Annotated in this window: 20 protein-coding genes; 15 read left to right on the top strand and 5 right to left on the bottom strand. The window is 42.3% G+C overall.

The genetic code is table 11. From position 1 onward, the window contains the following. Nucleotides 1-9 precede the first annotated feature (9 nt). On the bottom strand, nt 10-225 hold the full coding sequence (locus V7K84_RS21410) for a chlorophyll a/b-binding protein (RefSeq protein ID WP_094348273.1): 216 nt from the start codon (nt 223-225) through the stop codon (nt 10-12). Between the two features lie 194 nt (nt 226-419). On the opposite strand from V7K84_RS21410, the gene V7K84_RS21405 reads away from it, so the two are divergent. From V7K84_RS21405 to V7K84_RS21390, 4 genes are all read left to right on the top strand, one after another. After that, entirely contained in the window at nt 420-1913 is a 1494-nt protein-coding gene (locus tag V7K84_RS21405) for a thymidylate synthase (RefSeq protein WP_334840975.1), read from the top strand. A 247-nt stretch (nt 1914-2160) separates the two neighbouring features. Beyond that, on the top strand, nt 2161-2967 hold the full coding sequence (locus V7K84_RS21400; RefSeq protein WP_334840973.1) for a dCTP deaminase domain-containing protein: 807 nt from the start codon (nt 2161-2163) through the stop codon (nt 2965-2967). Nucleotides 2968-3065: 98 nt separating this feature from the next. Continuing rightward, nucleotides 3066-3500: a nucleoside 2-deoxyribosyltransferase gene (locus V7K84_RS21395; RefSeq protein WP_334840971.1), complete on the top strand. Its 435-nt coding sequence runs from the start codon at nt 3066-3068 to the stop codon at nt 3498-3500. A 56-nt stretch (nt 3501-3556) separates the two neighbouring features. Next, complete coding sequence (locus V7K84_RS21390; protein WP_334840969.1) at nt 3557-4129, top strand: deoxycytidylate deaminase; 573 nt, start codon at nt 3557-3559, stop codon at nt 4127-4129. A 53-nt stretch (nt 4130-4182) separates the two neighbouring features. Here the strand turns inward: V7K84_RS21390 and V7K84_RS21385 are convergent, their stop codons facing one another. Beyond that, nucleotides 4183-4719, bottom strand: coding sequence for a P-loop NTPase family protein (locus V7K84_RS21385; RefSeq protein ID WP_322636907.1), 537 nt, complete (start codon nt 4717-4719; stop codon nt 4183-4185). 451 nt (nt 4720-5170) lie between these two features. On the opposite strand from V7K84_RS21385, the gene V7K84_RS21380 reads away from it, so the two are divergent. The 8 genes from V7K84_RS21380 to rnhA all read left to right on the top strand — a co-directional run bounded on the left by V7K84_RS21380 (nt 5171) and on the right by rnhA (nt 11353). Continuing rightward, nucleotides 5171-5794, top strand: coding sequence for an adenylate kinase family protein (locus V7K84_RS21380; RefSeq protein WP_334840968.1), 624 nt, complete (start codon nt 5171-5173; stop codon nt 5792-5794). 164 nt (nt 5795-5958) lie between these two features. Further along, nucleotides 5959-6702 (top strand): ribonuclease PH, encoded by a 744-nt coding sequence (gene rph / locus V7K84_RS21375; protein WP_334840967.1) that lies wholly within the window; start codon nt 5959-5961, stop codon nt 6700-6702. Between the two features lie 272 nt (nt 6703-6974). Continuing rightward, nucleotides 6975-7697: a 6-phosphogluconolactonase gene (gene pgl, locus V7K84_RS21370; protein WP_334840966.1), complete on the top strand. Its 723-nt coding sequence runs from the start codon at nt 6975-6977 to the stop codon at nt 7695-7697. Between the two features lie 256 nt (nt 7698-7953). Continuing rightward, entirely contained in the window at nt 7954-8838 is an 885-nt protein-coding gene (locus tag V7K84_RS21365; protein WP_334840965.1) for an FHA domain-containing protein, read from the top strand. Between the two features lie 299 nt (nt 8839-9137). Beyond that, entirely contained in the window at nt 9138-9881 is a 744-nt protein-coding gene (locus V7K84_RS21360) for a M50 family metallopeptidase (RefSeq protein ID WP_334840963.1), read from the top strand. Next, a complete protein-coding gene (locus V7K84_RS21355) occupies nt 9881-10066 on the top strand; it encodes a hypothetical protein (protein ID WP_229488400.1) in 186 nt (61 codons plus the stop codon). Before V7K84_RS21360 ends, V7K84_RS21355 begins: the two co-directional genes overlap by 1 nt. A 7-nt stretch (nt 10067-10073) precedes the next feature. Then, complete coding sequence (locus V7K84_RS21350; protein ID WP_292854786.1) at nt 10074-10328, top strand: hypothetical protein; 255 nt, start codon at nt 10074-10076, stop codon at nt 10326-10328. A gap of 116 nt (nt 10329-10444) precedes the next feature. Further along, entirely contained in the window at nt 10445-11353 is a 909-nt protein-coding gene (rnhA, locus tag V7K84_RS21345) for a ribonuclease HI (protein WP_334840961.1), read from the top strand. Between the two features lie 106 nt (nt 11354-11459). On the opposite strand, the gene cruG is transcribed toward rnhA, so the two are convergent. Together cruG and cruF are read right to left on the bottom strand one after the other, a co-directional pair. Beyond that, on the bottom strand, nt 11460-12656 hold the full coding sequence (cruG, locus tag V7K84_RS21340; RefSeq protein WP_334840960.1) for a 2'-O-glycosyltransferase CruG: 1197 nt from the start codon (nt 12654-12656) through the stop codon (nt 11460-11462). Nucleotides 12657-12846: 190 nt separating this feature from the next. Next, on the bottom strand, nt 12847-13755 hold the full coding sequence (gene cruF / locus V7K84_RS21335) for a gamma-carotene 1'-hydroxylase CruF (RefSeq protein ID WP_334840958.1): 909 nt from the start codon (nt 13753-13755) through the stop codon (nt 12847-12849). A 384-nt stretch (nt 13756-14139) separates the two neighbouring features. Between cruF and V7K84_RS21330 the strand changes: the two genes are divergently transcribed. Continuing rightward, on the top strand, nt 14140-14586 hold the full coding sequence (locus V7K84_RS21330; protein WP_292733172.1) for a hypothetical protein: 447 nt from the start codon (nt 14140-14142) through the stop codon (nt 14584-14586). 145 nt (nt 14587-14731) lie between these two features. Here V7K84_RS21330 and V7K84_RS21325 read toward each other — a convergent pair whose 3' ends face one another. Then, entirely contained in the window at nt 14732-15505 is a 774-nt protein-coding gene (locus V7K84_RS21325; protein WP_292733175.1) for an MlaE family ABC transporter permease, read from the bottom strand. A gap of 534 nt (nt 15506-16039) precedes the next feature. On the opposite strand from V7K84_RS21325, the gene V7K84_RS21320 reads away from it, so the two are divergent. Further along, entirely contained in the window at nt 16040-16363 is a 324-nt protein-coding gene (locus tag V7K84_RS21320) for a hypothetical protein (RefSeq protein WP_334840957.1), read from the top strand. Nucleotides 16364-16999: 636 nt separating this feature from the next. After that, nucleotides 17000-18427 (top strand): hypothetical protein, encoded by a 1428-nt coding sequence (locus V7K84_RS21315; RefSeq protein WP_334840956.1) that lies wholly within the window; start codon nt 17000-17002, stop codon nt 18425-18427. The last annotated feature ends 131 nt before the right edge of the window (nt 18428-18558 follow it).

Genomic DNA, 18558 nt, shown 5'->3' with positions numbered 1-18558 from the left:
AATTAGTTTTTACAGACTTGCCAAAACACCAACAATACCGTGTCCTGTGAATACTTCTAATGCTATCAGAGAGACAAAACCAATCATTGCTAAACGACCGTTGAGCATTTCTGCATAAGGAGTGAAACCAGTGCGATCGCCTTGCTCATCTATATAAACTTTTGGCTCGATCGCAAAGTTGTTCAGTTTGCCTTGGTCGTCAATGATAGCAGTACTTGTACGCATGGATTTTTCCCTGTCTTCGTCTTTATGTAAACAACTGTAACAAAGTTATTAATATTTGTAAAGCAAAAGCATTGATTTATTAAGATATTGGCTGCGTGTTAGGTAAACTTCCAAAGCCTACCTTTTATGAAACTAGTACCAATTTATGTTTAGTGATATAATAAAAGATTGTAAATTTTTATTTTTAGCCAATCATGACAGCAACGGGTAAGGCAACCCAATTCGAGTACAAAGCACTGTACAAGCCCAACCAGCTTATTTATGGTCAAGGTCAGACGGCAGTGATTACAGGATGGACGGTAAAGCAGGCGATCGCTAAACACCTGCAACCCGAAGATTATGCTGTAATTGGGCAACTATACTCGCCGACCCGTGGGATAAACTTACTAATTCGCAATTTGCTGTTTAATCCCCACGTCCGCTTTTTGGTTGTTCTCAATGCCACAAGGGAAGATAATAACGCAGGTGCGTGCCAATGCTTGCTAGACTTTTTCCGTAATGGCTTTGAAGAAGATGTTTGTGATACTGGGTTGCGTTCCTGGGTAATTCGCTCCCCTATCCCTGGATATATTGATCTTGAAGTGGAAGCTAGTGATTTAGAACACTTGCGGCATTCTGTAGATTGCAAAGAAGTCAAATCAATTGTTGAGGCAGTTAGTCTAGTTAAATCTTATGCCCAATTAGAAGCACTTTCTCCTTGGGGTTCGCGGTTAGAATTTCCCATGTCCCTCGTTGAACCAAGTGTTTTACCAGGCTCGCGTTACGGGCATCGAATAGAAGGTAAGACTATAGCCGAAACTTGGGTAAAAATCATTCATCGGATTAAAACAACAGGAACAATTAGACCAACTGGCTATGATGGGCAATGGCAAGAATTAATTGATTTAATGGCAATTATTACTGATGAGCCTGTTGACTTTTATTTTCCCGATCCGAATTATTTGCCAATTGATCGCCCGTTTCTTAAAGAATACGTTTCGCAGATTTTAGATGATGCACCTTATAGGGAAGGATTGAAATATACTTATGGTCAACGTTTACGTTCCTGGTTTGAGCGCGATCAAATTGACCAGGTGATTCAGAAGTTAATTGGAGAAATTGATGCTGCTAGTGCAGTGATGAATTTATGGGATGTAAAAGACCATGAAAAAGGTGGTAGTCCTTGTCTGAATCATATTTGGTTGAGAGTGGTTGATAATGAATTATCATTAACTGCAACTCTTAGAAGTAATGATATGTTTGCTGCATGGCCTGCAAATGCAATGGGGTTGAGGGCTTTGCAACAACATATTAGGGATGAAATTGCTCAACGTTCTGAGTATGACTTGAAAATGGGGCCACTCATAACCATTAGTCAGTCTGCTCATATATATGATGATACCTGGGACAATGCAGAGAGGCTAATTGCAAATCAATACGCTGCAATTTTTAATCAGCGTAGCTATTATGATCCCTCCGGCAATTTCTTAATTGAGGTTGATGGCAAAGAGATAGTCGTTACCCACACAACCCCTGGTAGTGGTGAGGTGATTAAGTTTTATCGTGGGAAAAACTCCCTTAACTTATTAAGAGAGATTTGTGCTACCTCTCCAGCAATTCAGCCTGAACATACTGGTTATTTAGGTATCGAACTGCAAAAGGCTAGTAGCTGTATTAAAAGTGGCAAGGTTTACATTCAGGATCAGTAAATTAAAAAACTGTAATTCATATAAATAAATAAACAGTAATGCTAGGGTAGAGATCATCAGGCTAAATATATCAAGTAATTTGCAACACACCAGAATATAACTTAAAATACGTATTATCAAAGTAGCATTTTCATCAAGACAGTCAGAGAGTCCTATTTAGCAACTGACAGGATGTACTTGATTTTATAACTACATTGAATGCCTTTGTCGAAAATTCTGGTGGTTTGTCGAATTAGGGGGTATTTAGATGTCAGTCTTGAGCGATCGGGATATTATTGATGAATTGGTGCGTGGAAAAATATTTTTTTATCCATTCAAAAAAGAGAATTTGCAAGGTTGTGTTCTGGGTCTAACTGCAAGTCATTTTGCTTACTCTATTGAACAGCAAGTTCTTTTAACGATTGAAACAGATGCAAATTCAAATACCAGCTTCTTTGAAATAACACCAGGAGATACAGTTTTGGTATTTACTCATGAATGTGTGGCACTGAATAATTCTTATTGTGCCACTATTCATTCTAAGGTCAAAATTGTATCAAGGGGACTAGGACATATAGGTACGAAAGTAAATCCAGGTTGGTCAGGAATTTTGTCTATCCCGATTCAGAATCTTTCAAATAGAAGTAACAGAATTTATGTTGATGAAGTTATTGCCTATTTAATATTTCATAAGTTGAGTTCGAGGAGTTTAGATATTGTTGCAGAACATAAATCAGGGAGATTGAATGATTTTCCTGGGAATGTTCCTCAAAAACTTAATGAATGGATTCATGATAGTAAAAATCCGTGGAGGAATGGTGATAGAAACGCACTTAAACAAAGATTAGAGACATCCTCTGAGTATCAAGAAGCTAAGAAAAATCTTATTCAGGAAAGGGCAAGCTACCAACTTAAAAGTATGATAAAGAGATGGGCTGCTCCTCTAGTAGTTTCCCTGCTCTTGTTACTTTATTTATATCGTAATAATAAACTTAGCAATGAGTTGATTATTGCTATTATACCCGTTGCTTATGCAGCTGTATCTGAATTTACCAGAAATACGAGAAACAACTAACTTTAAATATTTCAACTTAGTAATTATATTTTTCAATTCTGGCAATGATTGAGTCTTAAACAAAATAGTTATTTTTTCGCAAGCAAACAGTGAGAAAAATGTACAAAGTATATGTGTCTGGGGCCTTAACTGATATAGAAAATCCAGCAGAAACTAAAGCACTTTATGAAAAAATTGGTTTCCTTTGCGAAGAAATTGGTTTTCAAGCCTATGTTCCACACAAACAAACTGATCCCGTAAATAATCCCGATATTAGTCCTCGTGAAGTTTTCGAGCAAGATAAGTATCAGGTAAGCAATTCAGACTTAGTTATTGCTTACCTTGGCTCACTATCCTTTGGTGTTGGAATGGAATTAGCTTTTGCAGTGACAAACAATATTCCTATTATTCTTCTATACGAAACAGGTAAAAAAATATCAAGATTTCCACGCGGTATTCCCACTGTGATTGCGGAAATACAGTTTCACGATCATGAAGATGCTTTGAATCAGCTTAAAAAAGTTTTGGCGAAGTGGAACCCAGAACATCCATAGTTCCCTTTGTCAGCAAGGCAGCAAGGCAGTAGAATAAAGTTTGAAATTGACAAATTATGCAAGATATTTCCCAAATCGACGAACGCCATCAAAGACCAACATGGGATGAATACTTTCTGATGTTGGCTAAACTTGCAGCAACTCGTTCAACGTGTTTAGCCTTTCCTGTGGGTGCTGTAATTGTAAAAAACAAGCAGGTTGTAGCAACTGGTTACAATGGCTCACCATCGGGTTCGGCTCACTGTACGGCTCAGGGATACTGTTATCCAGGGTTAAGTAGCTGTGATGCTAGCAAAACTTTACCCTCAAGGGCTGTACATGCAGAAGCAAATGCGATCGCACAAGCAGCAAAGCATGGGACTTCTACAGATGGTGCAAGTATTTACGTCACTCTAGAACCTTGTCTGTCTTGTTTGAAATTAATTATCTCCGCAGGGATTAAGGAAGTGTTTTATGAAACTTCTTTCAACAGTGGGGAGAAGGTCTTAGTGAGAGATTCTTTTGTCAATGAACGTCTAGTCACCCTTAAACAGATTCAGTTATCTCAAGTAACGGCACAACAAGCTGCTCAATTTCTCCTCAATCCGACATCTGTTGCTAGAACAGTAAGGTGTGTTCATGAACTTTAACACACCCTATTCTTGAAGATTATTAAATCCAAAATCTCAAAGCCTGAGATTATTTAAGGTCGATAACTCCGGCGGATTTCTGTAATTTGATCTGCCACATCTAAGAGAGATTTGGGCATCTCTGGCCCTGTGAGAATGATATCGACGTGGGGAGGGCGTTTTGCCAAAAACGCTAAAACTTCCGTTTCAGGAATTAAACCAAAGTTAATCGCTAAACTTAACTCATCTAACACCACGAGAGAATACTTACTCTCACACACAACTTGTTGTGTATACTGCCACAGCTTTTGTAAGGCTTGATTTTCTGTATCGTCTAAATGTGGTGTATCGATACAACGAGGCAAATCACAGCGAATCCAATCTAAATTTTGTCCTAATTGTATAGGTCGATCGTGTCCTTGGCGAATACCTCCTTTGAGAAACTGCACTATTAATACTGGCGTTCCTTGTCCTGCTATTCTCAGTGATTGAGCCATCACGCTCGTAAAAAAGTTGCGATGAGAACTAGTGAAAACTTGCACTAGTCCTTCAACTGGATATGGTAGGGTTAGGGTTGAATTGATACTTTGAGTTTCTAGCTGGGCAACCATAAAGTTAAGTTCAAAAAAATACAATAAGTCAAGGGTTATTACTGGCGGTAAAACTGACAAATTTGCCTGTATAATCAATCTGTTTTTCACAGGTGTGGTGGATTTGGCAAATTGCATTCTTAGTCAAACACTAGGTTTGTATTGAAGTCAAGAGTTATTTTGATTTACAGCAGATTTCAGGTAAATGAAGTACATAGACAAAACCCGAAAGCCTGTAGAGACTTTGTATGTAACGTCTCTAGATGTGTAGTTTATAAAACCGCTAACTGCTGTAAATTTTCGTCTTTTCCCTGTAATGAGTAGTAAAAATGAAAACATAAGAGTTACAGTTCCAATTATTTAAAAAAGCTAGGCACAACGCCTAAAAATCGCTAAATGTTAGATTTGTCGGTTGTTTGGGCAAAACAGACTTAGCTAGTAGTGAATTTGACAGGATGAGGAGTAAATCGTTGTGAGATTGGTGATTCTGGGAGGTTCAGGATCGGGGAAAAGCACTCAAGCACAGAGGCTTTGCAGATACTTTGATATTCCTCTGATTTCCACAGGTGAGATTTTACGAGAAGCAATATCTGGCAATCAGTCCCTGCCGGAATTTCGATGGTTGGAAGCCGATCCCCGGACTTCTCTTTCGGTTTACGCTAGCTTGAGTGAACTAGGCTACCACGCACGACCCTATATGCAAAAAGGGGAGTTAGTTCCAGACGAAATGATCGTTGAATTGATCCGAATTCGCCTCAGACAACCAGATATTAATTGCGATTGGGTATTAGAAGGCTATCCCCGTACTGCCTTCCAAGCTGAAGAATTAGATTTTTTATTGGATGATTTAGGGCAAAAGTTAGATTGGGCAATTTATCTCCAAGTCCCGGAAGCAGTGATGGTTAGTCGATCCTTGGGGCGATCGCTACCAGATGACCAACCAGAAATCGTGCAGCGCCGTGTAGAATTATTCTACGATCGCACCATTCCCATCCTAGAATATTACGACCGTCGCCGCTGTTTATTGACCATCAACGGCGACCAGTCACCAGAGATGGTGCAGCAAAATATTTTGACTCTGCTTTCAGTTCCTTAGAAAAGAAGCAGGGAGCAGGGGAGCAGGGGAGAAGTTGCAGTAAGTCTTTCCCCTCTGCCCCCCTGCTCCTCCGCACCTCTGCCTCTTGTGCCCAATGCCCAAAAAGATGATTTACAAGACTAAGGTAATCTTAAGGCAGTATTGTAAAACTTGAGGCAATTCCAATGGCTTGGCAGCGTCCTGACGGTCGTATTCCCTACGAACTACGTCCGATTAGCTTTCACCCCAGTTTCACCCGCTTTGCCCCCGGTTCTGTTCTGGCAAGATGCGGTGATACTCAGGTACTTTGTACTGTTAGCGTTAATAAGGGGGTTCCAAAGTTTCTCGAAGCAACTGGTAAAGGATGGCTAACTGCTGAGTACCGAATGCTACCATCCGCTACCCAAAAACGCCAAGAAAGGGAATTATTGAAATTATCTGGACGGACGCAAGAAATTCAACGTCTAATTGGACGTAGCTTACGCGCAGCAGTGGATTTTGAGGCACTGGGAGAACGCACGCTAACTGTGGATGCTGATGTGTTGCAAGCAGATGCCGGAACTCGGACAACAGCTATTACAGGCTCGTTTGTGGCATTGGCTCATGCAGTTTCTAAATTGTTGCAAGAGGGCGTGTTGGAGCGATCGCCTTTGTGTGGACAGGTTGCAGCAGTTTCCGTAGGATTACTGGAGGGAGAGCCATTTTTGGATCTAAATTATATCGAAGATGTGGCTGCAACAGTAGATTTTAATGTGGTGATGAATCAACATCTGGGAATCATTGAAGTCCAAGGAACAGCCGAAGAAGGCAGCTTTAGCCGCACTCAGTTAGATCGACTGCTAGATGTCGCCCAAAAAGGAATTCAGGAATTGTTAATCGCCCAACGTGAAGCGATCGCTGACTGGGAAGGGTTGTTTGCGAACGATTAGTTTTATTAATTTTTAATAAGAATTAATAAACGTATCCTTTGTAGCGTTAATCAACAAAGTATCAAGTAACTGGATGTAAATAAAAATAATCATGACACTGGTTAGTAGTTAGTACGACTCACTACTGACAACTTACGGTAAAAGGTGATAAGGAGGGTCTATATTTTCCAGTCTACTTAATCCACGATGTTAAATGTTTCAAAAGTTAAAAAGGGAGATTGTAATAAGTTCGGTATTGTATTGCCAGAAGCCAGCAATATGATGATGAAGCCATGAACAAAACCGTTGAAGTTCTACCGGATCAGCCGGCACTGGTTGCACGAGCGCTAGAATTAATTCTGTCTAAGTTAGAAACTGCCATTGAGCAGCGGGGGCGGTTTACCATCGCCTTATCTGGCGGCAGTACACCTAAACCGTTATACGAAGCGATCGCTACTCAAAATCTGCCTTGGGATAAAATTCATATATTCTGGGGAGATGAGCGTTACGTACCACCAGATCACCCCGATAGCAATGAACTGATGACGCGTCGTGCGTGGCTAGATCGCGTTGATATCCCAGCGGCTAACATTCACCCCGTACCAACTTTAGAAGCCAATCCAGAACTGGCTGCTGCCAAGTATGAACAACACCTCAAAGAATTTTTCAATTCTTCTGGGGTCGAGTTTCCCGCCTTGGATGTAGTATTACTAGGAATGGGTGATGATGCACATACTGCATCTTTGTTTCCCCATACAGAGGCTCTTAAAGTACGCGATCGCCTTGTGACTGTGGGTAACAAAGACGGAAACCCCAGGATAAGTTTTACATACCCCTTCATCAACTCTGCTCGTAGCGTGATTTTTCTGGTTGCTGGTGCTAATAAACGACCAGCTTTAGCGCAAGTCTTTGCACCTGTAGCCGATGACTTCACTTACCCATCCCGTTTAATTAAGCCCCAAGGAGAACTTTGGTGGCTGCTGGATGCGGCAGCAGGTTTGGAACTTCAACATTGAACAATCGGGAGTGCTGAGTGCTGAGTGCTGAGTTAGGAGTTAGAAGTTACTATTATTTCCCCTGCCCCTCTGCTCCCCTGCCCCTCTGCCCCTCTCGGTCACTGAGCGTAGCCGAAGTGCTGCTCCCCTTCCCCGTGTAAGAGTGTCCAATTCATTGTTCCATTAGCAGTAATTGCTAGAATCTAAAGCTAGGGCCGCCCTCTGCTTGCCAGTCCTACCTATATTTATGATGATCTTGAACAAAGGCTAAATATCGATGATCGTCTGCCCTAATTGCAATCATCCCAACCCTGACGGCGCTGTTCAGTGTGAAGCTTGTTATACACCGTTACCTGCGACTACTAATTGTCCCAGTTGTGGGGCAACTGTGCAGGCAGATGCTGCATTCTGCGGTCAGTGTGGCTATAACCTTCACTCCGCAGGAGTTCCACACGTTCATCCCGCAGTAGCTACAACAGTCACTCCCGATATTCCTGTGGAAGTGCCAGCGTTAGTTCCACCCGATCCATTGTTAGAACTTTTACAACCAGATGCTTTGGGAATGAGCGGTTCTACTAACTCCCGTCCTCCCGAATCATCTTTACCACCAACAGAGATGGCAGTTCCCCCAGAACCTACGCCACAGATGCCTGTTGCAGAAAGCAGCCCTCCAGAACCTGTGGCAACCGTTGTAGCTCAACCCGTCGTCTCTGGACAAAGTAGTATTCCGACTCCGCCTCCTGTGGAACCAGCACCAGCCTCTGAAGCCGAAGTACCCCCGCCAGCAGCAGCACCAGCACCAACTGCAACTGTTGCCAGAACGCAATTGCAGCAGGTTACAGCGCGGTTACTCCACATTCAAAGCGATCGCTTAATTGAATTGCCGCAAAATTTCTCTGTGATTCATATCGGCAAGCCCAATGACCGGATTCCTCCAGATATAGATGTTTCAGGATTTCCTAATTCCGAAATTGTCTCGCGGATTCATGCAGATATTCGCGTCGAGGGAGATGCCCATTATGTAGAGGATGTAGGAAGTTCTAATGGCACTTATGTTAATAATTTGCCACTTTTACCAGGGAACCGTCATCGCTTGCGACCAGGCGATCGCATCAGCTTGGGTAAAGGAGACTTGATGACATTCCTGTTTCAACTTGCTTAACTGATTCTCCATCGATTGTGACATCAGTCTAAGTATTTTCTGCCCATCCTCCGGCATCCATTTTGGAGGAGCAACAAATGAACTGCATCAGACAAGCGACGGATAACTATGTTGTTATTGATAGCGCCATAGTTGACAGCCGTCGCTTTGATGTGCAAATTATTACATAGCCAAGCAACTCCATTACCTTAATAATTACACTAGGATGGATGGAAATACACTGCCAATTTTAGATTTTGAATTTTTCAGAAAATCTAAAATCTAAAATCTAAAATCTAAAATCCAAAATTGAGTGACCTATGAGGGAACCAAGTAAAAATTTTGAAACCTTGCTCGCTAAAGAAGCCCCGCCAGTTGTTGAACGTATGGGGCTTACCTGGCTAGTTGCAGCAGCGATCGCAACTGCTTTATTGTGGCAAGTACCAGGAGGGGATTATATCTTATACCCATTTACAATTCTGGCAACTTGGTTTCATGAAATGGGTCACGGCTTAATGGCACTGCTATTAGGGGGACAGTTTCAGAAGTTGCAGATTTTTAGCAATGGTTCTGGTGTCGCAACTTATGGCATCCGGTCGCCATTGGGGCCAATTGGCCCAGCAATAATCGCCGCAGCCGGGCCAATGGGGCCACCTCTTGCCGGTGCAGCTTTAATTCTGGCTTCCCGCAGTTTTACAGCAGCAACCCTCTGTTTAAAAATTTTAGGGAGTTTTTTGCTATTTTCGACATTAATTTGGGTGCGTTCCTGGTTCGGATTGGTGGCAATTCCCTTACTAGGTTTAATAATCTTAGGTATTTCCCTGAAAGCACCTCGCTGGGCGCAAGGGTTTGTAATTCAATTTTTGGGTGTACAAGCTTGTGTAAGTACTTACCATCAACTTGATTATCTATTTAGTAGTTCTGCTGGCCCCCTTGGAATTTCTGATACAGCGCAAATGCAGCGATATTTGTTTTTACCTTACTGGTTTTGGGGCGGGTTAATGGCGATCGCATCTTTGGTGATTTTAATCCAAAGTCTCCGCGTTGCCTATCGTTCGGAGTGATGAGTAAGAAGCACCATCAAAAAGCGATTGAATCTTTAGCTCAAAGAATTACCGAACATCAAGAAAAGATTAGACTGGAATCAGAGAAGAGTTTTCCTGACGAAGGTTTAATTAAGCATTGGGAAAAAGAGATTCGTGCTTTTGACAAGGCAATCCAACAAGCGCGTAAAAGATTGGGACAATAACTAAAATATGCAGATTAGCGATCGCCCTCTTGCAGTCACCAATTCAACCCTCAGTACCTTGATTGCTGAATTAGGTACAGAATGCCTGAAAGTACAAGCCTTAATTAACCAGTTACAGTTAACTAGTTTAACTGCTAACCAACAAGCTGAAATTCTAGCAGAACTCCTAGCTGCTGCGGTTCATCTGTATAATCATTGTGACGAAGATTTTCAGACGCTAATTACTGAAGAAATGGAAAATTTGCCTGATGATGAGGATTAAAGAAGAATTCCGAAGTCAGGAGTCAGAATTAAGAGTTTTTATCAGTATAATAGCCTGGATATTGTTAAAAAATTCGCCGCTAATAACTCTTGCCTTCGCGGTTCGATACTCTAAGCATGTCCACCCAACTTACAATTCAAAGCATATACACCGATGGTGCTTGCACCGGTAATCCTGGCCCTGGCGGTTGGGGTGTTGTCGTCTACTTCAGCGACGGCTCAATCCACGAAATGGGCGATGCATCCCCTCATACCACTAATAATAAAATGGAGATGCAAGCTGCGATCGCCGCCCTGCAATTTCTGCAAACATCTCAACAAGCCCAACCAATCACCCTTCATACCGATAGCGAATACCTGATTAACTGCGTTACCAAATGGGTGAAAGGCTGGAAAAATAAAGGCTGGAAAAAGTCAGATGGTAAACCCGTCCAAAACCAAGACCTTTTAGAAATCTTAGATGAACTCAATACCCAACAAGTAAAATGGCAACACGTCCGGGGACATTCTGGTAACATAGGTAACGAACGTTGTGATGCGATCGCTCGCACTTATGCAAGTGGCAAAACCCCTTCGCTACAACAATTATCTTCCACAGATTTTTATAAATCTTTACCTTCCACAAATGAACTAAATGTAGCAAAAGTAGCTGATTATGAAAAAAACTCTAGAATAACTAACCAAAGTCCGCAAGAAATCAGTACTTCTGCACCAGAAATAACCGTTATGGAACCATCAACCGGGCCAACTGCGGCCGTAACCGATGAAAAACCGCCAGAAATGAGGGTTTCGCAACTCCGCAGCTTGGTCGAAACTTTGCGTATAGCTGACGAAATTTCTGAAAAAGGCTACTTAATCACCAGTTCTGAGTTAGCAGACTTGATGGATGTCCACGCCAGCGCTGTCACCAGTCGTGGAGATCAATGGCGCTGGCGAAACTGGATAGTGTCACGGGTACGCCGTGAAGGAAATCAAATTCTTTGGGAATTGGAACGCGGGGATCGAGTAGGAGGTGAAGAAGAGTGAGCAGGGGAGCAGGGGAGCAGAGGAGCAGAGGGGAAGTTGCAGTAAATCTTTCCCCTCTGCACCTCTGCCCCTCTGCTCTTTTCAATGCCCAATGCCCCATGCCCCACTATATATACTTGCGTCCTCGCCACTCGCGCGGGGTGCGGAACGCAGATAAGAAGATTCGCAGCACAGCTAAGGGATCGGCCAAAGGAGAAAGCCAGAACAACCAGCTGCCTTTAGCGTTTGTGCGATCGTAAGAAGGTGCGATCGCTATTAGCATGGCAAAGCGAATCACCAACAGGAATAAGTTCAGTCCCAGCAGCAGGAATGGGGGGGTGGGCGAATATGAGAGTATGGGAGAAATCAACAAAAAAGTCAAGACAATTAAAAAGGGTAGACCTTGAACAGATGCGAGTAACCATAAATCTCCCCACAACTGAGAGCGAGAAGTTGCATCTTTAAGATCGAGACTCCGCCCCCATTCTTTCCACGTCTCCATCGCCCCTTCATACATTCTTACCTTCAATACCTTTGCGCCATCTAAAAAGCCGACCTTATAACCTTGAATAGCAATATTGCGTGCCAACGTGACATCATCACAAAAAGAACTTCTGGCACTGCTATAACCACCTACAGCAGCTAAAACGGAGCGACGACACAAAAAACACTGCCCATTAGCCATTACCCGTTCTGGTTGCTCTGTATTGATCCCCGCTGGGTCAAATCGGTAAAGCAAAGTCATTAACAAAGCCGGTTGTAGCCAGCACTCCCCAGGATATTTGAGGATGAATTGGGGTGACAGAGAAACCAAATCGTAGCCCTGTGCTTCGGCCGTCTTCACCAAACCAGCAACTAAACCAGGATGCGGTTGGATATCAGCATCCAGCCCCAGGAACCACTGACTAGCCTCTGAACTATATAGAAAACCGTTATGCAACGCCCAAGGCCGCCCCACCCAACCAGAGGGTAAGGGATCATCTGTCATCACGCGAAAGCGGGGATCTTTCTGCTGTGAGGCTTTTACTAAGTCGGGGGTGCCATCACTGGATTTGCTGTCTACAACCATAATTTCCCGAACTTCATAGCTTTGCTGACTTAAACCAGCCAACAGAGGGCTAATGCGAAGCGCCTCGTTCAGTGTGGGAACGACGATGCTAACCCTACCCAAAAGCTCAGGTGTGGGTTGTTGGGGTTCTATTGGAGGATGGCGTCTTGGCCCTTTTAACAAGCGCGAAAACAGAATCGCCGTTGCTGGTACTTGGATAAGTAGCAATAAAAGAGAGATAGCGCTTTCTGCTATCAAAGCGTTGTCATTAGTCATTAGTCATTAGTCATTAGTCATTGGGTATGGGGCATCGGGCATCGGGCATTGGGCATTGGGCATTGGGAAAAGACAAGGAAGAGGGGGAAGACAAGGGAGAGACTTGTTCAATAATTCCCCCTTGTCTCCTCTGCCCCTCTGCCCCTCTGCTCCCTCTGCCTCCCCACTCCCCACTCCCTAATTTCTAGACTTATTTCAAGGCAACTTTAACCTTTGCTACTGATACTTCTTTGGTTACTGGTTCAACAGTAACTTGAGCAGGTGTGGTTGAACTCCTTGACCACAGCACCACAGCCGGAATCACACCTAGCAATAAGCCGAGTAACACAGGGATAGAGAATCCAGCTGCCAAGCTGAGTCCGGCGGCGAAGGCAAAGTTAGTTAAATAAACGACTAATGGCAGATTGAGTTGCGATCGCTCTAATTTAATCGAGGTATTTCTCCACAATAATCCTGCCACACTCATAAACAGGGCGCTAGTACCAAACCAACCTACATAGTTCTGGTAAGGTGTTCCAAAGAAAGCTCCTGGTTGTTCCCAATACCAGAAGGGCAGAGAAGTTTGACTCATAGCCGGTTCAAGGGCAAAGTCCCAGCAAGTGAAGAGCAAAGCACCAACGGCTATCGCAGCAATATGGCGACCCCAACTGGGTTTTTGAGCCACTTTTAAACCAGTTCTCGCAATTAAATAAGACGACAGCCCAACATAAAACCAAGATAAAGGAATTGTGAAAGGAACTAGCCCTCCAATCTTATAACCCAAGCCACTCAAGTAGCTATAATCACCAAATGGAAACCCTGTACTAGTTCCCAGTAGTTCACTTCCCAAAGAGATAAACATAGCCGGTAGCATAAATGCTAGCCAAGTTCCTAATCCCAAAGTCCGGTAGGCATAAATAGAGACAGCTACTGTCCCTAAAATGATATCAACTACACCGCCGCCAGCCATACTTAACTGTACGGCAGTTTCTCCTACCTGCGATAAGTTGAAAATTATTTCGGCATTAGGTACTACCAGTAGCATCCCTACCAGTCCAAAGGCTTTTGACGCGATATGACCAATGAGGCATACGCGTTCAGCAATAATAAGTTGTTTCATGATAATTCCTTAACAAGATGTGACACGCGGCTACTCGGCTGCTAACAGTTTACAAATCTTTAACTACTTTGTACCGCAATTTTCGACAAACTTGTTTAGCTTTCTTGTGAACAGCATAAAAGTCTATTGATTGAAGCTATAAAAATATGATGCTAAACTTACCAGTTTAAGCCATATATTCAAAATCTACATAATTTTATCTGTAAGAACTTCTGGTTTCTTGTCTCACTTCCTTCGATATCTTAAAAAACTCCTTTGATACTGGGATATCGTTAAGGGAGAACGACCATCATAACTGAGCAAGTCCTCAAGCAAAATAAATTCTTGAGTTACTACACTTATTTATGCGATCAAACCTTAATCCTGTACTAGAAATATAAACCCATGTCAATTTTGAAAAGAGTTCCTTGGGTGTCCCTGGCGCTAGTACTGCTGAGTTACAGTACTTTGGGCTGGGTAATATCAGAAACACGTGCTCCTATATTTGTGTGGGTGGCAACTGTAATTGCTATCTTGCTTTTAATCATCACGTTGACCGCTCCTTGGCCGAAGATGACATATTATTACAGTCTTTTTCTGCAATCAAATACCAGGGCTTTCGGCGTTGCCGTCTTAGCAGCTTTCTTATTCTTTATTATGATTGCCTGGTTTCGGGTATTTCTTGATACTTTACTCATCATTTCAGCGACTATATTAGTCAGGATAGACTTTCAAAGAGCAGGTCTTAGGGAAGGGTTAGCTTTTTCGACTGCCTCTATCTTTTCATTGGGAGGTTTAGCTTTGGGTGCGCTAATCTACAAGTTCATATATTCCCAAATTCCGTTAACGTGATGAAGTATACCCGAAAAAGCAAGCGATGCCTGGGTTGGGTTACGCCAATCCTTTAGAAGCAGTATTATTTACCTACAATTTACTTTGTAGCTCAAATTCCCAACTTCTTAGAAAGTCGGGAATTTTGTTCAATACTTACTTGGATTCAAAATGCAGGCTGTTCAAACAGTAGTAGAGATAGGAAAAAATCCATAATAAAAATTGATACCCAACTAGTAACAACTGCTTTTGTTGCCGATTCACCTACTTCCTTTGCTCCCCCTCTAGTAGTTAAACCCCAACTACAGCCAATGACAGCAACCAGCACTCCAAAAATAAACCCTTTTAGCAAAATAATAAACAAATCTGACGGTTCTAAAAAATTTCTGACTGATTCTAAAAATGTTTCAGGAATAATTTGGTAGAACTTTGATGCGGCAAAAACTCCGCCAATGATGCCTGTAACTAAAGCCAAAATCGTCATCAAAGGCACCATCAAACAACAAGCAATTACTCTAGGAAGTACTAGATAATCAATTGGATCGGTTTTGAGCATATAAAGTGCATCAATTTGCTCGGTAACTCGCATTGCACCTATTTCCGCTGCAAAAGCAGAACCTACTTGTCCCGCCATAATACTAGCGGTCAAAATTGGAGCTAATTCTCTACAAAAAGCTAAGGCAAAAGCACCTCCCACTGCATCAACAGCGCCAAATCGCACTAATTCTCTCGCCGTTTGAATAGTAAAAATCATTCCTGCAAAACCGCTGACAAGGAGAACTGGAGAGATAGAACCTGGCCCAGCGGTAACAAGATGTTGCAAAATCTTCCGATAGTAGGTTTTCCCTTGGAGTAAATGTAGCCACACTTGACCAAAGAGCAGTATTGCTGCAAAACAACGTGTAATCCCAGATTGCTCAAATTTTGTTTTCGGTTGCAATTTTATCGTCCTTACGACTGACTTTTTTTGCACATTTGTTGTTATATCAATTTTCCACAATCAGACTACAGATACAAATGGTGGGAACCCAGCCAGATGTAATCTGATTTTCTCAATTAAATAGACGCACTAAGTGCGGCTTACCGCACGATATTATGAATTGGTATTAGGGTATGGTACATGAACAGACGCACTACTACCGCAAGGCGGAATTCAAAATTTAAAATTCAAAATTCAAAATGAATACAGTATAACTGTTTCATTTATTTGGAATGTGTGGTTTATGTAAGCCGTGTTGTACTAGATATTGATCCTCAAAGTAGAGAAGGAGTTTGGGCATGGTTCAATTTAGCTTAGTAAACTTTAGCGGAAAATAGTACAACATAAAGCATTGTGAGCTTTTTTGCTGCTGCTCTCATGCTTTGTGTGCTATGGAGTTGCAATCTCTCGTCCGTCAAACTAGGAAAAGTAATTGAATCAACTCAAAGGTTGAAAAATCTAATAATATTTCCCAATAATGTTAAACAATTTTTTATGAGCAGGATTAAATACATAATATTTCTGTTGCTATTAATACTACCTTTCTCCGTGGTACATCCGGCTTTTGCATCTGTATGCCGCAATTACGCTGTCTACGACGGTCTACGCCACCAGATTTGCATTCTTAGTATCAGCCGAAGTGCCAAAAATTATTGGGAATACAAGGCAATTGTTAGTGTAGATGGCATAAAAAGACCTACAGAGGTTTACAATTGTCGCGAACGAGTCAAGGTTCAACAAGCTGGGACTGTTTTGCCCTTTGAGCAAAAAGGCCCTGGTGAGATGATATGCAGCTTTTTTAATTCTTCTCGGCGGTAAACACGCGCCAGATAATGAAGACGGTAAAACCTAGATAGGTGAATACTGTTAGCCATTCTTGCCAACTACCAAATGTATTGTTCATCAGCAAAAGCCGGAAAATTAATATTTATCAATCCTACACGCTGATGTTACCAGTAGGTTGCTGTATTTTAGGAGATCAAAGAAGACTAGTCAAAAATTCTTAGCTAATTTTCCGGAATGGGTAACAATGGCGTGGTAGTAAATATCAGAGCATCGATATTATACTGAACCTCTATAACTAACCTTCGGGGAATATATCCCCATTGTTTTCCCTCAAAAACCCGGTCATGAAGACCGGGTTTTTGGTGTTAATAACACAATACAGTTCAGTTAAGGCTAAAACTTTTTGCCAAAGTCAATTTTTTTGACGAACCGCAAAGGACGCATTCGCGCAGCGTCTCGTCAGAGAAGGACGCAAAGGAAAGAAATAAAAATGCTTAACCCAAGCGTATTGGTTTATAACAAGTTACAGTCGAGAAAATCAGTGACAGAGGGATGCCTACGCCAACGCAGCACTTATTTAAACTGTCAAGGTATCAAATAAAACTATTGTCCAGAAACTTTTAAGAGATTTTATTGGTCTGGTTCTCCAAATTCTGCAAAAATCAACCAATGTCATCTTCTGCTCAAGGTATTCCCGGATTACCCGATTTGACGCATCCAGTTGAGCTTGTCCAATTTGGAACCCAGGCGCTCAAAGCTTCACTGTTATTAGTATTTTTGGTCGTAGCTTTGGGAGTTGCGATCGCACTCATCAGTTTTTCTCTGCGTCGCAGCCAGCCGGAACAATTTATATTCATTGGCGAATGGGCTGTTCGTTATTCCCAACTGCTGCGGGGATTACAGCATTTAACTCTAGTATTAGTCCTGTTAGTTCCGGGATTTTTTCTGTGTTCGACTTTGAGCAATCGCTATCACTACTGGGAACAAACAAAGGTGGCTCAAGTGGCTGAAAGTGTCGCAGGTGAAAAACTCGAACAATTTGCGCCTCAAGTCCGCTACTCGATTCAAGAGCCATACTCCTATAACACTCAAGTCAATGGCAAAATTGTCAAGGTAAATGAGACACGACAAATCAACCGCTTCTTAACGTTGGCTGGTTCGCAAATTCAAGTCAAGCTTGACCAAAGTGTAGATGTTCCAGGCCGCAGTTCAATTTATCAAGTAAATTACACTGCTGATTATAAAGTAGTTAACCAACTCAAGGATATTAATAATTTTTTCTTTGAAACACCGCCACCTAACGGCTACACACTGCTTGCTAGCTACAAAGTAGAGCGTAACGGTACTAGGCTACAACAAACTAATCCGGGAGACTATGGCTTTCCCTTCCAGCTGCAACCAGGGGAAGAAACTACCTTTCGAGTTACCTATCAGGCTCAAGGCGGGCCTCGCTGGGTTTATAGTGCAACGGGACAGTTGCTTTCTAATTTTCGCCTCACAGCAATTGCTAACTTTGCCCCGGCTGATTTTGCTAGTGGTGTTGTACCGAATGAGATTAAAGTTAACGGAGGCAGTACTCAATTTACTTGGATATTTGACGATAATGTTTCAGTCAAAAATCCCTTTGGAGTCTTTACCAATACTGAACCCATTCGTCACACGGGGATTATTCCGCGGCTTTTATTGCTAGCACCAGCAATATTTTTGTGGTGGATATTATTGTTATATTTGTCACTGCCAATGAGTTTTAGAAATATTGCGATCGCTGGTTGTATTTTCTTTGCTTGTCTGTTGACTTTGACCTATCTAGCTCGCGTTATCAATGCTCAGTTGGCTTGGACTTTAATTTCTATTATTTTACTAATTGTAACATGGGGATTGGGAGCTAGCCGCAGTGCTTCCTTAGCTGCGATCGTTGCCACTATTGCTGGAGCTGTGCTACCTATTTTTGGATTATTAATACCGTTTAGCGGGCTAACCCTTAGTTTGGCGGGTTTGCTTTCAGCGGTTTGGCTAGCAGTTCGTCACTGGTATGGCTGGTACAGTCTGCACCCAGAAGATCAAAGATTGCAGACTCAGAAAAATGGTAAAGATTAGATGATTCCGCTATGATTAGCGAAGTTTTAGCGAATACCATGAGACTGTTGGCGAATAAATGAGGGGTCTTACCCCTCATCAAAGAAGGCAGTAATCAGTGAGCAGAATAATTGTGAGACAAAAGTGGCATA

Origin of the sequence: Nostoc sp., assembly GCF_036917315.1 — a bacterium.
Classification (GTDB): Bacteria; Cyanobacteriota; Cyanobacteriia; order Cyanobacteriales; family Nostocaceae; genus Nostoc.
This window is presented reverse-complemented; position numbering and strand designations above follow the sequence as displayed.

What these genes read in the sequence shown, in the direction of transcription:
- V7K84_RS21410 (WP_094348273.1), bottom strand. Translation starts at nt 225, where the DNA reads ATGCGTACAAGTACTGCTATCATTGACGACCAAGGCAAACTGAACAAC.
- V7K84_RS21405 (WP_334840975.1), top strand. Translation starts at nt 420, where the DNA reads ATGACAGCAACGGGTAAGGCAACCCAATTCGAGTACAAAGCACTGTAC.
- V7K84_RS21400 (WP_334840973.1), top strand. Translation starts at nt 2,161, where the DNA reads ATGTCAGTCTTGAGCGATCGGGATATTATTGATGAATTGGTGCGTGGA.
- V7K84_RS21395 (WP_334840971.1), top strand. Translation starts at nt 3,066, where the DNA reads ATGTACAAAGTATATGTGTCTGGGGCCTTAACTGATATAGAAAATCCA.
- V7K84_RS21390 (WP_334840969.1), top strand. Translation starts at nt 3,557, where the DNA reads ATGCAAGATATTTCCCAAATCGACGAACGCCATCAAAGACCAACATGG.
- V7K84_RS21385 (WP_322636907.1), bottom strand. Translation starts at nt 4,719, where the DNA reads ATGGTTGCCCAGCTAGAAACTCAAAGTATCAATTCAACCCTAACCCTA.
- rph (WP_334840967.1), top strand. Translation starts at nt 5,959, where the DNA reads ATGGCTTGGCAGCGTCCTGACGGTCGTATTCCCTACGAACTACGTCCG.
- pgl (WP_334840966.1), top strand. Translation starts at nt 6,975, where the DNA reads ATGAACAAAACCGTTGAAGTTCTACCGGATCAGCCGGCACTGGTTGCA.
- V7K84_RS21365 (WP_334840965.1), top strand. Translation starts at nt 7,954, where the DNA reads ATGATCGTCTGCCCTAATTGCAATCATCCCAACCCTGACGGCGCTGTT.
- V7K84_RS21360 (WP_334840963.1), top strand. Translation starts at nt 9,138, where the DNA reads ATGAGGGAACCAAGTAAAAATTTTGAAACCTTGCTCGCTAAAGAAGCC.
- V7K84_RS21355 (WP_229488400.1), top strand. Translation starts at nt 9,881, where the DNA reads ATGAGTAAGAAGCACCATCAAAAAGCGATTGAATCTTTAGCTCAAAGA.
- V7K84_RS21350 (WP_292854786.1), top strand. Translation starts at nt 10,074, where the DNA reads ATGCAGATTAGCGATCGCCCTCTTGCAGTCACCAATTCAACCCTCAGT.
- rnhA (WP_334840961.1), top strand. Translation starts at nt 10,445, where the DNA reads ATGTCCACCCAACTTACAATTCAAAGCATATACACCGATGGTGCTTGC.
- cruG (WP_334840960.1), bottom strand. Translation starts at nt 12,656, where the DNA reads ATGACTAATGACAACGCTTTGATAGCAGAAAGCGCTATCTCTCTTTTA.
- cruF (WP_334840958.1), bottom strand. Translation starts at nt 13,755, where the DNA reads ATGAAACAACTTATTATTGCTGAACGCGTATGCCTCATTGGTCATATC.
- V7K84_RS21330 (WP_292733172.1), top strand. Translation starts at nt 14,140, where the DNA reads ATGTCAATTTTGAAAAGAGTTCCTTGGGTGTCCCTGGCGCTAGTACTG.
- V7K84_RS21320 (WP_334840957.1), top strand. Translation starts at nt 16,040, where the DNA reads ATGAGCAGGATTAAATACATAATATTTCTGTTGCTATTAATACTACCT.
- V7K84_RS21315 (WP_334840956.1), top strand. Translation starts at nt 17,000, where the DNA reads ATGTCATCTTCTGCTCAAGGTATTCCCGGATTACCCGATTTGACGCAT.